Source organism: Bacillus safensis (assembly GCF_039619585.1).
Classification (GTDB): Bacteria; Bacillota; Bacilli; order Bacillales; family Bacillaceae; genus Bacillus; species Bacillus safensis.
The window spans coordinates 433964-448051 of sequence record NZ_CP154909.1; the positions used below are offsets into that span (position 1 = coordinate 433964).

General features: G+C 43.6%; 12 protein-coding genes. 5 read left to right on the forward strand and 7 right to left on the reverse strand.

Annotation, left to right across the window (positions count from 1 at the left end):
* Positions 1-47 precede the first annotated feature (47 nt).
* The 3 genes from AAYR28_RS02075 to AAYR28_RS02085 all read right to left on the reverse strand — a co-directional run bounded on the left by AAYR28_RS02075 (position 48) and on the right by AAYR28_RS02085 (position 2881).
* A complete protein-coding gene (locus AAYR28_RS02075) occupies positions 48-1484 on the reverse strand; it encodes an MDR family MFS transporter (protein WP_046313897.1) in 1437 nt (478 codons plus the stop codon).
* 16 nt (positions 1485-1500) lie between these two features.
* Positions 1501-2367: a TetR/AcrR family transcriptional regulator gene (locus AAYR28_RS02080; protein WP_231293950.1), complete on the reverse strand. Its 867-nt coding sequence runs from the start codon at positions 2365-2367 to the stop codon at positions 1501-1503.
* A 139-nt stretch (positions 2368-2506) separates the two neighbouring features.
* The gene (locus AAYR28_RS02085) at positions 2507-2881 is read right to left on the reverse strand and encodes a hypothetical protein (protein ID WP_120208387.1); all 375 of its coding nucleotides are present in this window, start codon (positions 2879-2881) and stop codon (positions 2507-2509) included.
* A gap of 126 nt (positions 2882-3007) precedes the next feature.
* On the opposite strand from AAYR28_RS02085, the gene AAYR28_RS02090 reads away from it, so the two are divergent.
* Positions 3008-3319 carry an ArsR/SmtB family transcription factor gene (locus AAYR28_RS02090; protein WP_034283858.1) on the forward strand — a complete coding sequence of 104 codons (312 nt, stop codon included), beginning with the start codon at positions 3008-3010 and terminating at the stop codon, positions 3317-3319.
* 31 nt (positions 3320-3350) lie between these two features.
* Here AAYR28_RS02090 and AAYR28_RS02095 read toward each other — a convergent pair whose 3' ends face one another.
* Positions 3351-4775 (reverse strand): PLP-dependent aminotransferase family protein, encoded by a 1425-nt coding sequence (locus tag AAYR28_RS02095; protein ID WP_081123986.1) that lies wholly within the window; start codon positions 4773-4775, stop codon positions 3351-3353.
* A gap of 109 nt (positions 4776-4884) precedes the next feature.
* Between AAYR28_RS02095 and gabT the strand changes: the two genes are divergently transcribed.
* Genes gabT through AAYR28_RS02110 form a run of 3 tightly spaced genes read left to right on the forward strand, consistent with a single transcriptional unit; the run spans position 4885 to position 8980 of the window.
* Positions 4885-6201 carry a 4-aminobutyrate--2-oxoglutarate transaminase gene (gene gabT / locus AAYR28_RS02100; RefSeq protein ID WP_041116674.1) on the forward strand — a complete coding sequence of 439 codons (1317 nt, stop codon included), beginning with the start codon at positions 4885-4887 and terminating at the stop codon, positions 6199-6201.
* A 21-nt stretch (positions 6202-6222) separates the two neighbouring features.
* Positions 6223-7611, forward strand: a complete 1389-nt coding sequence (locus tag AAYR28_RS02105) for an APC family permease (protein ID WP_098677290.1) — start codon at positions 6223-6225, stop codon at positions 7609-7611.
* Positions 7586-8980, forward strand: a complete 1395-nt coding sequence (locus AAYR28_RS02110) for an NAD-dependent succinate-semialdehyde dehydrogenase (RefSeq protein ID WP_041116676.1) — start codon at positions 7586-7588, stop codon at positions 8978-8980. Before AAYR28_RS02105 ends, AAYR28_RS02110 begins: the two co-directional genes overlap by 26 nt.
* Positions 8981-9024: 44 nt before the next feature.
* Here the strand turns inward: AAYR28_RS02110 and AAYR28_RS02115 are convergent, their stop codons facing one another.
* The 3 genes from AAYR28_RS02115 to AAYR28_RS02125 all read right to left on the reverse strand — a co-directional run bounded on the left by AAYR28_RS02115 (position 9025) and on the right by AAYR28_RS02125 (position 12075).
* On the reverse strand, positions 9025-9621 hold the full coding sequence (locus AAYR28_RS02115; protein ID WP_326134952.1) for an NAD(P)H-dependent oxidoreductase: 597 nt from the start codon (positions 9619-9621) through the stop codon (positions 9025-9027).
* A gap of 189 nt (positions 9622-9810) precedes the next feature.
* Positions 9811-10425: a YcnI family protein gene (locus AAYR28_RS02120; protein WP_041106532.1), complete on the reverse strand. Its 615-nt coding sequence runs from the start codon at positions 10423-10425 to the stop codon at positions 9811-9813.
* Between the two features lie 15 nt (positions 10426-10440).
* Positions 10441-12075 (reverse strand): copper resistance CopC/CopD family protein, encoded by a 1635-nt coding sequence (locus AAYR28_RS02125; protein WP_101677055.1) that lies wholly within the window; start codon positions 12073-12075, stop codon positions 10441-10443.
* A 507-nt stretch (positions 12076-12582) separates the two neighbouring features.
* Here AAYR28_RS02125 and AAYR28_RS02130 point away from each other — a divergent pair.
* Positions 12583-14025 carry a PTS mannitol transporter subunit IICB gene (locus AAYR28_RS02130; protein WP_034283798.1) on the forward strand — a complete coding sequence of 481 codons (1443 nt, stop codon included), beginning with the start codon at positions 12583-12585 and terminating at the stop codon, positions 14023-14025.
* Positions 14026-14088 lie beyond the last annotated feature (63 nt).

The following is a 14088-nucleotide window of genomic DNA, read 5'->3' on the forward strand; positions in this document are numbered from 1 at the left end:
GTATGAGTATATGAAAAAAGAGCCGGCCATATGCCGAGCTCTTTTTCTTATGAAGAAGACGAGGAGGAAGATAGTTCCTGCTTCATCACTTTATTCTCACGTTTTTTTTCCTTTAAGAAAAAGGAGAGGACGAGTCCAATGACCGCAATCAGACCAGAAATGAAGAATGACGTATTCATTCCATGAACGGCCGATTTTAATGGATTGGCCAATTCTGCATTTGCAGCAGAGGTGCTCATGATGGAAACAAGCACAGCCGTTCCAATGGAACCGCCTATTTGTCTCATCGTGTTATTCATCGCTGTCCCATGAGGGATCAAATGAGGCGGTAAAGAGTTAATACCTGCGGTTGTCAACGGCATCATGATCATCCCAACCCCAATTAAGCGAAGCGTGTAGGCGACCGTAATGAGGGCGATTGATGAATCAAGGGTGAGCAGCATAAACGGCAGGGTGGTAACGGTGAGTATCGTAAAACCGCCTAATGCCAGCCCTTTTCCGCCGACTTTATCAAAAATCCGTCCAATAATCGGTGACAGGAGTCCCATGAAGAGAGCACCTGGCAGTAAGATAAGCCCTGTATCAAGTGCAGACAGCCCTCTGACATTCTGCGTATAAAGCGGCAGAATCGTCTCTGTACCAATCAATAAAGCAAAGACAAGCATCCCAAGGAAGGTTGTTAAGCTAAAGATCGCAAATTTAAATACACCAAACTCAAGCATCGGTCTTGTTAAGTTCGACTGGCGCAGGATAAAGAAGAACAAGCTCACAGCGCCGACAATCAGCGAAATGAGAACAGTCGCACTCGTCCATCCATACGTGCCGACACTAGAAAATCCATAAAGCAGCCCGCCGAAACCGAACGATGACAAGATGACAGATAAGACATCAATACGTGTCTCTCTTTGCTGCGTCACATTTTTCATTAAGAAGAAAGCAAGAATGAGATCAATGATACCGATTGGCAGAACAATATAGAATAAGAACTTCCAGCTGAAGGAGTCAACAATCCAGCCGCCAAGTGTTGGCCCAAGTGCAGGTGCGAACGAAATGACAAGTCCGACCATGCCCATTGCCTGCCCGCGTTTTTCTTTCGGGAAAATGGTTAAAAAGATCGTTTGCATCAGCGGCATTAAAATCCCTGCACCGGCTGCCTGCACGATACGCGCAGCAAGTAACACCGGGAAATTTGTTGCAAATGAAGCAAGAATTGTACCGGCTGTAAAGATGCTAAGTGCCGTTAAAACTAAAGAACGGCTTGAAAATTTCTCAATGAGGAAAGCCGTAATGGGGATGAGAATCCCGTTTGTCAGCATAAAGGCTGTTGTAAGCCACTGTCCTTTGCTGACCTCAATATTGAAATCTTCCATGATATGCGGGATCGCTGGAATGAGAAGCGTTTGGTTTAAAATCGCGACGAATGCCCCAACGAGGAAAATCCCAACAATCACAGATCGATTATACGATGTAGTTGATTGGTTCATGTTATCCCTTCTTTATCTATAAAATGATGTTTTTCAGCTGTGACACGTTTTGTGATAAAACGCTGTTTTTGCCTAAATAATCGAGCAGTGAGCTGACTAAAAAGGTTCTCGGTTCATCCTTTGATAATTCTTGATTGAGCAGCTCATACGCAGAGAGGAGATCGTCTTTTTCTTCTCCGTTTGACAGTGCGTGAAGCTCTTGTTTGATCTTCGTTAAGTACGAGATGACAAGTTTTTCTTCATCATATCCGTCCTGTGAGGAAAACAAATAAGATTCCATCAGCTGATCTGTTAACACAGGCTCAATTGAGCAAGGTTTTTTCGATACACGGTCCATCACACCGATAATCATCTCGGCAGCATTTTCTAATTTGATGTTCTTGTGCTCAATCGCCAGCATTAAGATGAATTCTCTCATTAATCCATTGAGAACAATCACGAGATCCCAGACATAAGGAGCGACGGATTCACCATATGTGCTCAAAATAATGTCTCTGTGCCGCTGCATGATAATGGAGCGTGTCTCGCGTAAGTGTTTAATGACAATAGGCGAATGCTGAGAAAAAGCTTCAAAGGACAGCATGTTCAAAAATTTATGATTCTCTTTAAACTCTTCAAGCTCAAGCTTGATCTTCTTTGTGAATTTTTCCTTTTTGGACAGCGTCGTTTCTGAATGAATGATGCGGGAAATCTCTCTCATTTTGCGCTGATTGTATTTAATCAGTTCTAGTAGAAGAGCTTCCTTTGAATCAAACAGTTTATAAATAGACGCTTTTGATATTTTACAGGCATCGGCAATTGACTGCATGGAGACACTCATATAGCCTTTTTGAGAAAATAATTTCTTTGAAACCCGCAAAATCTCTTCTTGCTTTTCGTTCATCTTCATAAGTCCTTTCCGAATCGGTAAAACCATAGGGTCACAATGGAAACCGAGTGGTCACTTTTGCTATGATAACAAAACCAATGCCCTAAGACAAGAAAATGAACTTAAAAAAATACCCGTCTGCATGACAGGTATTTTATCCTTCCGCATGTGCGGTATATATTTTTGTTTTGCCGTGAAGTTCGATGACCAAAATGTCTTCTCTCTCTTTCACAGAGTAAATAGCGGTCCCTTTTTGCAGCCTAGAAGCTGTACCATGTTCAAAATTTTTGGCGGCTGTTTTCTGAATGACACCTACTTGCTGATGTTTTGTGACGTGTAAGGATGTCGTCCAATCTACATTTGTTTCATAGACCGTTCCTTCCCATTGAAATAAATCTGCCTGCTGATCCATAGCTAATAACTCTTCCGCACTAGGTGGTTTTGACTGAGAATATTGGACGGACTGGCAGGCGCAGAGGAAGATCGCGAGAATCATCATCAATAAACTAATCCATATATTATGTTTCAAAATGGTTTCCTTCCCTTCAGACAGTCTCATGAATAATGGACGTTAGTGAAGCCATATCGTTACTTGACTAGTCAGCTTCAGGTGAATGAGATTGTATGTTGGCACAAAATACGATACATTTATTGTATGACGAATCCAAACCATCCAAACAAAGAAGATATGAGACTGATTTCTGTGCTGCACGCATTGGCTGATCCAATCCGGTTAGAAATTGTCCGCTGCTTAGCAGAGGCAGGGGAGAGGACATGCGGCACGTATGAGATGAATATTGCCAAATCCACGCTTTCCCATCACTTCAAAGTGCTGAGGGAGGCAGGCGTCGTGAAAGTGAGAATTGACGGGAAGCACCGTTACTATTCTTTAAGAAAAGAAGACATCGAGACCGCTTTTCCTGGACTCATGTCATCGATTCTAGCTATAGATAAAAAGCGGTGGTAAGCCAGCTGTCTGTGAAGGGCAGCTGGCTGTTTTATTTCCCGAAAATGGCGTCATACAGCCGTTTCACTGCCGGCTGAATATCCTCTTGCTTCATATGTGAGAAGCCGAGGACGAGCGGAACAAAGCCTGGCTGATGCCCCGGCAATTGCTCATCAAGGGTAAAGCGATCCATTCCGTACATTTTCAGCTTTCTTTCTTTCGCTCGCTGTAAAATCTCATGCTGCGTTCGATTTGAGCGAAACTCTGCAATAAAATGAAGCCCGGCATTTTCCCCAATAATCCGCACATTGTCAGCAAAAACCGTATTGAGCTCTTCAATGAGCTGCTTCCGTTTTTCCTCATATAAACCATTCATTCGTTTAATATGCCGTTGATACGCCCCATCTTTTATAAAATGAAGAAGGGTGTATTGTGTAAAAAGATTAGCTGTTTGAATGAAAAAATGCTGTTCCTCCTTATAGCGTCTCAATAAATGCTGAGGAAGCACCATATAGCTTAGCCGCAAGCCGGGCAGCAATGATTTTGAAAAGGTGCCCATATAAATGACTTTGTCATATCGGTCAAGACTTTGCAGCGCCGGAATGCTGTCTGTGCCATATTTAAATTCACTGTCATAATCATCCTCAATGATATAACGATCTGGCTGATCGGCTGCCCAGTTTAACAGCTGAATGCGCCGGGAAATCGGCATAATCACCCCTGTTGGAAATTGATGTGAAGGGGTAATGATCAACACATTCGGCTGTTTTTTATGAATGTCGCTCATCCGCACACCTTTTTGGTCAATGCCAATCGTTTCAATTTGGTGATGATTGTTTTTCAGCATTTGATAGAGCCGGCGGTAGCCGGGGTTTTCTAACCCATATACTTGATCGGCCGGAAGAATGCTTGATAACGAATGGATCAGTGACTGTGTGCCTGCACTTAAAATGAGCTGTTCTGGATAGCATTTGACTCCTCGCGCAAGTCCAATCAGCCGGGCAATCGTTTCCCTCAGCTCATACACACCTTGTGGATGCGGAAGCTCACCGAAGGCATCTTGGTGGAGATGGATCGCCTTTTGTTCACTTTTCAGCCAGCTTTTAAATGGAAAGTTCGCTGTATCGACGGAAATATGTGAAAAGGAATACCAGTCGTCTCGTGCAATCGGTTCTTCCTTTAAATCTACAGGAAGAGAAGAGGATTTTAGCTGACCAGATTCATGAAACGTTTCTAGTGATTCCACGAAAAACCCTTTGCGTTCAACCGAATATAAATATCCCTCGGCAAGCAGCTGCTGATAGGCGCCATTCACTGAATTAACGCTGACGTTTAATGTATCGGCTAACTCTCGTTTGGACGGTAATTGATCATGCGGCTGAAGGTTGCGGTTTAAGATTTCCCCTTTAATTTTCGTATAAATTTGATGATAAATATATCCGTTTTGCCCTGTTTGATCTAGTTGAATTGTCAGCATCTCATCATTCCATCCTCTCTGATACCATGAAAAAAATGATATTGGTACTTTCTATCATACCAAAAAATATTCAGAATAATAAAAAAGGATATAAAGGGGATGGATGACCATGAGTCAAACGACAACAAACCGTTTTTCAACTGAAGAATGGCAGGGGAAAAGAGATCAATACGTCGCAAGAGGCGTGAGTAATGGCAACCGTCATCTTGCAGCGAAGGGGAAAGGAGCCGAGCTGTTCGATATTGATGGGAACCGATTTATCGATTTTGCAGGCGCCATTGGCACATTAAACGTAGGACATTCACATCCAAAGGTCGTGGAAGCGGTCAAAGCACAGGCAGAGAGCCTGATTCACCCAGGATTCAACGTGATGATGTACGAATCGTATATCGAATTGGCAGAGAAGCTGTGCCATCTCACACCAGGGGATCATGATAAGAAAGCCATTTTTCTTAATTCAGGTGCAGAAGCTGTTGAAAATGCGGTGAAAATTGCACGTAAATATACGAAAAGACAGGCCGTTGTGTCGTTCACAAGAGGTTTTCACGGCAGAACGAATATGACAATGAGCATGACGAGCAAGGTCAAGCCATATAAATTTGGCTTCGGGCCATTCGCATCTGAGGTGTACCAAGCACCGTACCCTTATTACTATCAAAAACCTGAAGGATTAAGCGATGCTGCTTACGACGAGTACATCATTGATCAATTCAATCAATTCTTCGTCGCAGCCGTTGCACCAGAAACCGTTGCTTGTGTGGTCATGGAACCAGTCCAAGGGGAGGGCGGATTCATTGTGCCATCGAAGCGCTTCGTTCAGCATGTCGCTTCCTTCTGTCAGCAGCACGGGATTGTCTTTGTTGCAGATGAAATCCAAACCGGTTTTGCAAGAACAGGGAAATACTTTGCGATTGAGCACTTTGATGTGGTACCGGACTTAATTACTGTGTCAAAATCTCTTGCAGCTGGCTTACCGCTGAGCGGTGTCGTTGGCAGAAAAGAACTGCTTGATGCGGCAGATCCAGGAGAGCTCGGGGGAACATATGCAGGAAGTCCGTTAGGCTGTGTGGCTGCACTGGCTGTCCTTGATATCATTGAAACAGAACAACTGAATCAACGATCTGAACACATTGGACAAGTCATTGAGGACAAAGCCAATGAATGGAGAACAGCGTATCCATTCATTGGAGAAGTCCGCCGGTTAGGGGCAATGGCGGCAATTGAAATTGTGGAAGATCAAACAACGCGTACACCAGATAAGAAAAGAGCCGCAGCGATTGCAGCATATGCAAATGAGCACGGGCTGCTTCTTTTAACGGCAGGGATTAATGGGAATATTATTCGCTTCTTAACACCACTTGTCATCACAGATGAGCTGCTTCACGAAGGACTAGGGATCATCGAGGACGCCTTCAAAGCACGCTAAACAACAAAGGGGGATGGTTGTATGCAAAAACAACAAATGGCAAAAACCATGTCGCAGTCTGACGTACTGTTTTTGTCCATTGGTGCAATGCTTGGCTGGGGCTGGGTTGTACTTTCGGGAGATTGGATTTTAACAGCTGGATTTTTAGGCAGTGTGATTGCTTTCGTTATAGGCGGTATTCTCGTCATCTTTATCGGACTTACGTATGCTGAGCTTTCGTCTGCGATTCCAGAGACAGGCGGAGGGCTCGTTTTTGTCCAGCGGGCATTTGGGATGAAAGCAGCGTTCGTCTCAGCATGGGGCGTATTGTTTGGTTATGTGTCTGTGATTACGTTTGAAGCTGTCGCCTTGCCGACCGTCATTGATTATGTGATTCCAACACAGCATGCTGGCTTCTTATGGAATATAGGGGGATGGGACGTTTATTTCACGTGGGTATTGATTGGATCTGGCGGTGCATTGTTTTTAACAGCGCTGAATTACATTGGGGCGAAGCCTGCTGCCATTTTTCAGTCCGTGTTCACAGTGGCGATTATTCTGACAGGTTTTCTCCTTTTAGGCGGCGCAACATTTAATGGAGATTTTGCAAACCTTGAGCCGATGTTTCAAGGCGGGGTTGGCGGTCTTATGGCGGTGTTAGTCATGATTCCCTTTTTATTCGTTGGATTTGATGTCATTCCGCAAGTAGCGGCGGAGATTAACGCACCAAAAAAAATCATTGGGAGAATCTTGATTATTTCCATCGTGAGTGCGGTCATTTTTTATCTGCTTATTGTTTTTGGGGTAGCTGCTGGAATGTCAAAGGGACAGCTTGAAGCCTCTTCATTAGCAACAGCAGATGCGATGGTTCAGCTTCTCGGTCATCAAGCGTTTGGAACAGTGCTGGTTATCGGCGGTGTAGCAGGGATTGTGACGAGCTGGAATGCTTTTATTATCGGTGCAAGCCGTATTTTATATGCTATGGCGGAAAGAGGTATGATTTCCAAATGGTTTGCGTATATTCATCCAAAGTATAAAACACCGACAAATGCCATTTTATTTCTTGGAGCTTTAGCTTTTTTCGCTCCATTATTAGGGCGCCCTGCCCTCGTATGGATTGTCAATGCGGGCGGTGTCGGAATCATCGTCGGGTACTTAATCGTGTCCATTGCCTTTATGAGACTTCGGAAAACAGAACCTGAGCTGGAGCGTCCATACAGCATTAAATATTGGCGGACGACAGGTGTTTTAGCCATCGGACTGAGTCTTCTTTTCCTTTCATTTTACTTTCCAGGAATGCCGGCCTCCTTATCCTGGCCAGCTGAATGGATATTGCTTTTAGGTTGGGTACTCATTGGGTATATACTATATGTAATGAATCCAAGAACGAAGGAGACGGTAGAGCATGACAAACGAACTCAAAGTGTATAATCCTGCAACAGGAGAAGAAATTGCTTCAGTTGCTCAGCATACAAAAGAACAGATCGAAGATGCAATTTCCCGTTCACACAAAGCATTTAAATCATGGGCAAAAACGTCAGCACATGAACGTGCCAATATCATTCGCAAGTGGTTTGATCTGATGATTGAGCATAAAGAGAGGCTTGCGAAAATCATCACAGAAGAAAACGGAAAGCCGTATCAAGAAGCATTAGGAGAAATCGTCTATGCGGCTGGTTATATTGAATGGTACGCAGAAGAAGCAAAGCGAATCTACGGCAGAACCATCCCGTCACATACGACGAACAAACGCCTTTTCGTCACAAAACAGCCAGTTGGTCCTGTTGCTGCCATTACTCCGTGGAATTTCCCTGCGGCGATGATTACGAGAAAGGCAGCTCCTGCGCTTGCAGCAGGCTGTACGTTTATTGTAAAACCTGCTGAAGACACACCGCTGACAGCTATAGAACTAGTAAAATTAGGTCATGAAGCCGGCATTCCAGAGGATGCACTGCAATGGGTTGTGGGAGACGGCAAAGAAGTGGGTGAAATCTTCACAGATAGTCCATTGATTCGAAAAATCACGTTTACAGGCTCAACGCCCGTCGGGAAGCACCTGATCAAAAACAGTGCCAGTACAGTCAAACACGTATCAATGGAGCTTGGCGGTCATGCTCCGCTCATCGTAGACAAGGATGCGAATCTTGAACTAGCTGTCAAACAAGCAGTGGCATCTAAGTTTCGGAACGCAGGGCAAACCTGTGTCTGTGCCAACCGCTTAATTGTGCATGAAGACATTCATGAAGCATTTGCGCAAAGATTCAGCAAAGAAGTAGAAAAGCTGAAAGTAGGAAATGGGTTTGAAGAAGGCACATCCATCGGTCCAATTATCAACAAGCGCGGTTTTGATAAAATTGTCGGCCAAATTCAAGATGCAGTGGATAAAGGGGCGAAAGTTCTTGTAGGCGGCGATACGCATTTCGACGATGACAAATCATATTATTTTGTCCAGCCAACGGTTCTTACACATGTGGACCCTTCGATGAACATTATGCATGAAGAGACCTTTGGTCCAGTGGCACCTATTACGGCATTCAAAACGTTAGACGAGGCAATTGAATTAGCCAACGATACACCTTTTGGCCTTGCAGCTTATTTCTTTACAGAAAATTATCGGAACGGACTCTACATTTCAGAACATCTCGATTATGGGATCATTGGCTGGAATGATGGCGGTCCATCGGCTGTCCAAGCACCTTTTGGCGGTATGAAAGAAAGCGGAATTGGCCGAGAAGGCGGCATCGAAGGGATCGAGCCTTATTTAGAAACAAAATATGTATCCATTGGTTTAGACGAATAAACGTGAAAAAGACTGTCAGAGGAATCTCGGCAGTCTTTTTTATGTTAAACAGCAGGCGGGAAAAGCTGATCCACCGTTTCTTTCGTTTCTTTCAGAATTTCATGTATGTAATCTGCAGATGCCTGCTCCATGCTGCTGAACAAAAGCCGTTCGACAGGCTGAATGCCAATAAAATTGAAGACTTCTGTATCAGTTGTCATGTGATGGGAGGAGGTGGAAATCTTATTGGAATTAAGAAAAGTCCTCGGTGCATCGTGGGTATTGATAATGACACCTTTTTTGTGCCGAAGCAGATTTTCAATCTCTCCATCCTCACTGATCTGATAAGCAAAACCTTCAGAAAAGACGCGTTCTACATATCCTTTTAGCATAGCCGGCAAGCCTGTCCACCATATTGGAAAAATAAACGTCAGCACATCCGCTTGCTGAATCAGCGTCTGCTCTCTTTGAATAGCGATTGGGACATCACCGCATTTGATGGCAGCCTTTTCTGCAATGGTGAGCTCTGGCGAAAAACCTAGGGCATAGACATCACGAACAGTCACTTTATGACCATTGTTCAATAGAGTGCTCACAACAAGATCTAATAAGGTTTGATTTAAGCTTTGCTGGGGATGAGCAAATATGATTACATGGTTCATCTCATAGCCTCCTATGTGGTCATCTGTCTCATTATGTCACGCAGCTTTATCCTATTCAATCCTATATTGGTAATAACAAGTTGGGAAAATGGAAAATAATTGATCGTCATAAAAGTAAACAGTGCGATTTGCACATGTGTAAAGGAAGAAAAAGCGATCGTTTCTAAGAAAACGATCGCTCATACACTTTTATTTCTTTCTAAAAGCAAGTCCAAGTGCAATCAGTGCCACGACTAGAGCAGCAATGGACAGACCAAGGACAAGTGGTGAGGAAGAAGCAGTGGCCGTTTCAGAGGCCTTTTCTTCTTTTGGTTTTTCCTGGCCATGTGAATCCGTTACAGTATTGGATGCCACAATGTTTGTGATGGAATGAGGTTTATCAGCATCTTTATCGCCAGTCCATTCAACGACTGTTCCATCCTTATAATATTGATACGCATCCCAAGCAGCTTCACCTGCTTTTTCAGGGTTTTTCGCTACAAAAACGAATTGCTGGAATTGTCCAGCAAGCACACCTTTACCTGTTGCTTCCCAAGTCACTCTTGTTACCTTGCCATCTTTCTCTTCAGTTGATGTTTTCCAGCCAGGTACTGGCTCATATTGCTGGAATTCTACGCCTTTAGGAATTGTCACGACAACCTTAGTCGTCGGGCTGTCACTCTCAGAAGGAACCTTTAATGTATAGGTCTCCCAAGCATTTGTCGCAGATGTATCAGGCTTGACTGTTACGTGCGCACTCACAGGAATCGCCAATAAAAATGAAGCGAGAAGCATTGGTAATAAAGCTTTAACGTATTTTTTCATATGTGATAACTCCTTTTAGTTTCTTCTAATAAATGTGGTATCGATATTCTTAAAAGAACCAGTTAACGCATGGATTTCAATTTTCCATGTGCCTTTTTCATTTAATAAGAGATTTTCAGCAGAGAAATGACCATTTTTTAATCGTTTCAGCTGAAATTCACTCGGTGTCTCATCACCGAATAAAGCCACCTTATGGATCTTGGCTGTCACAGATTGAATATCAGTGATCGTTTCGCCATTCTTCTTTGTAAATGCCACTTCGAATGAGTTTTTCCCCGGGGCATTCGGAGTAATGCTCAAGGACACAATATCACGATGCTCGACCTGATTTGCGCCAAAGAAGGGCTCTGGTGCAGGCGGAGGAGGGCTCGGAATATTGGTAAAGACAGCCGTTAATAACAAAATGGCGATCCCGATCATCCATTCAGCTCGTAAGGAAATGCTGCGTTTCTGCTTCTTTTCCCATCTCAGCATCAAGTAATGCATAAGCCCAAGAAGGCCCATGATGATAAATAAACCAAGCTTGATTAAAAAGGTGCGTCCGTATGCTGATTGGAAAAGAGCGTCAAACGATTGCAAAATAAAGATCGCATTCACAAATCCTGAAAACACAATGAGTCCAACGGAGAGCAGTGCCCAAGGATGAAATGCTGCTAGCGTACTCCGTATGAGCGGCTCATCTTCATTTGGCAGTTTCTTTATCAATAGAAGGACAATGGCTGTTAAACCACCGACCCAAATCGAAGCAGAGATGAGATGGATGAAATCAAGTGATGTTGTGAGTATTTTATTGTCTGTTGCGGCTGGATGTCCAATTTGTGCCTTCAGCCAAAGAAGCACTATGAAGAGAAGCAGTGGAAACAGCCAAACTCGAAAAGAAGAGAAATCCCCTTTTCTCACCGCCACAATTGTCCAGATGGTGAGAAGAACAAATGACGCCATAAGCATCATCCACAGACTACCGCCAGAAGTGGACGCAATCGTTTCTTGTAAAAGCGAAGGCTGAAATGCCCCCCAAAAGGACACGTCTGCCGCTGATTTTGTCTGAATCGGCAGTTGGAACACAAGTGCTCCGCCCATCATGATCAATGACACGGTCAAAAGCCGCTTCATTCGTTTCTCCAATACAGGTGAAATCGTATTCTTAAACCAAAGCAGTCCAAACAAAATGGTCCCAAGGAATAAGCTGAATGACGTATAAAGAAAGGCTTTATCAATAGTTGAAGCCATATCTATGGATTCATCCGTTTGGCCTTGCTCTAATTGGTCAAAACCGCCATCCGCTTTTCCAATACTAAACGGAATCATGCCAGAGACAGAGTGTCCGTCCGCTGATACCGCATTCCACTGAATGGTGTAAATCCCTTTTGGTAAATTCTTTTTTAAAGCTGCTTCCATGATCTTTTGATCTTTAATGACCGTATCTCCTTTATCCACACGATCACCTTTTGCATTTAGCACCTTAATGGCATGAAAGCCGCTTTCAATTCCTTCACTAAATGTGATCGAGACTGAAGGAGGCTGATGATCCAGCTCTTCATTTGCTGCTGGGTTCGAGCTCACGACGTATGCGTGAGCGAATGCTTCCTTTGGAATGAAAAAAGCGAACATGACCATAAGAAGCAGAAGCCACTTACTATTTTTAAACAAGGTGAATAACCGCCTTTCTACCTATGAAAATGTCTCATGTATCAGAAAGAAAGCGGCAGTAAACTGTGAGTCACAGAAAAAACCGCTCTTCCTATTGTACCGCCCTCTTTAAAAGGTAAACGAAACAAACAGCAAGATGGTTCACTTTTTCTGTGTCATGTCTGCGCAGACATTTCTTAATTGAATAGGTTTGATCAATTATAAGCCTATTCGATTTAAGAAGAGGAAACAAGAAGAGACCATTTGAAAGTTGTGAAATTCCCATGAATTTTGTTTCAAAACAACGGCAGATCACCCTTTTCACCCCTTTTGTATTAGGATCTGAAGGTATTTTCACATCATTTTTCAATTTTGTCACACACTATGTGACAAAGTGACATTTAGTTTCAATTGAAGAGAAAGTGAAAGCGTTTTACGATAGGCATAAGGGCTTCACTGAATCTTGTTCTTATATCTTTTGACCTATAAAGCCCTAAATAAAGGGAGAGAAGAAAGGAGTTTTCATAGATGCAGGAAAAAAGCGGATTTCGAGTAAAAGTACAGCGCTTTGGAAGCTATTTAAGCGGTATGATCATGCCGAATATTGGAGCGTTTATCGCTTGGGGACTCATCACCGCATTATTCATTCCAAGTGGTTATTTTCCAAATGAACAATTAAATACACTTGTTGGTCCAATGATCAACTACTTGCTGCCGCTCTTAATCGGTTACACAGGCGGGAAGCTCGTATATGACCATCGAGGCGGGGTACTCGGTGCAACCGCTACGATTGGGGTTATTGTCGGTTCGGACATCCCAATGTTTTTAGGCGCAATGATCATGGGACCGCTTGGCGGTTATCTCATTAAGAAAATCGATCAGCTGTTTAAAGACCGAATCAAATCAGGTTTTGAAATGCTGATTAATAACTTTAGTGCAGGTATTCTAGGTGCCATTTTAGTCGCCATTGCTTTCTACGCCATCGGTCCAGTGGTACTAGGCCTGAATAAAGCTCTTGCGGCAGGTGTAGATATCATTGTCAATGCACATTTACTTCCGCTGGCAAGTATTTTCATTGAACCAGCGAAAGTATTGTTCTTAAACAATGCCATTAACCAAGGAATTTTAGGTCCATTAGGGGTGGAGCAAGCGGCGAAGACAGGCCAGTCCGTTCTGTTCTTGCTTGAAACAAACCCAGGACCAGGTCTAGGTGTTCTTCTAGCCTACATGTTCTTTGGGAGAGGGACTGCAAAGCAGTCTGCACCGGGTGCGATTGTCATTCAATTCTTAGGGGGAATCCATGAGATTTACTTCCCATACATCTTAATGAAGCCAAAGCTCATTTTGGCGGTTATTGCTGGGGGAGCGAGCGGCGTTCTGACCTTTACACTGTTAAATGCAGGCTTAAAGGCTGTGCCGTCACCAGGAAGTATCATCGCTCTTATGCTCATGTCACCAAAAGGCGGCCACCTTGCCGTTCTAGCAGGTGTTGTCGTGGCAGCGGTCGTATCATTCCTTGTCGCTTCTGTCATTTTGAAAGCGTCTAAAGCAGTGGACGAAGACTTAACAGCAGCAACTGAAAAAATGCAAGACATGAAAGGCAAGAAAAGTGCAGCAGCAGCTGCTCTTACAGCACAAAAAGAAGGTGCTGAAGCAAGCGAGCAAGCAGCATCTCCAGATGAAATCAATCCAGATAACGTGAACAAAATCATCTTTGCCTGTGATGCAGGAATGGGCTCAAGTGCGATGGGTGCGTCCGTTTTAAAGAATAAAGTCAAAAAGGCAGAGCTAGATATTGATGTAACAAATACATCCATCAGCAACATCCCAGATGATGCCGATGTGGTCTTTACTCATAAAGATTTAACAGATAGAGCCAAGGCAAAACTGCCAGGAGCTGTCCATATCTCAGTTGATAATTTCTTAAACAGCCCGAAATACGATGAGCTGATTGAGAAATTGAAAAAATAACATGACGAAACGGGTTGAGTCCAATTTTTCCTAATTGAACTCCCCGTTTTGGTTGTTTTCTGA

Coding starts and splice junctions, on each gene's coding strand:
- AAYR28_RS02075 (WP_046313897.1), bottom strand. CDS start 1,484: ATGAACCAATCAACTACATCGTATAATCGATCTGTGATTGTTGGGATT.
- AAYR28_RS02080 (WP_231293950.1), bottom strand. CDS start 2,367: ATGAACGAAAAGCAAGAAGAGATTTTGCGGGTTTCAAAGAAATTATTT.
- AAYR28_RS02090 (WP_034283858.1), top strand. CDS start 3,008: ATGACGAATCCAAACCATCCAAACAAAGAAGATATGAGACTGATTTCT.
- AAYR28_RS02095 (WP_081123986.1), bottom strand. CDS start 4,775: ATGCTGACAATTCAACTAGATCAAACAGGGCAAAACGGATATATTTAT.
- gabT (WP_041116674.1), top strand. CDS start 4,885: ATGAGTCAAACGACAACAAACCGTTTTTCAACTGAAGAATGGCAGGGG.
- AAYR28_RS02105 (WP_098677290.1), top strand. CDS start 6,223: ATGCAAAAACAACAAATGGCAAAAACCATGTCGCAGTCTGACGTACTG.
- AAYR28_RS02110 (WP_041116676.1), top strand. CDS start 7,586: ATGACAAACGAACTCAAAGTGTATAATCCTGCAACAGGAGAAGAAATT.
- AAYR28_RS02115 (WP_326134952.1), bottom strand. CDS start 9,621: ATGAACCATGTAATCATATTTGCTCATCCCCAGCAAAGCTTAAATCAA.
- AAYR28_RS02120 (WP_041106532.1), bottom strand. CDS start 10,425: ATGAAAAAATACGTTAAAGCTTTATTACCAATGCTTCTCGCTTCATTT.
- AAYR28_RS02130 (WP_034283798.1), top strand. CDS start 12,583: ATGCAGGAAAAAAGCGGATTTCGAGTAAAAGTACAGCGCTTTGGAAGC.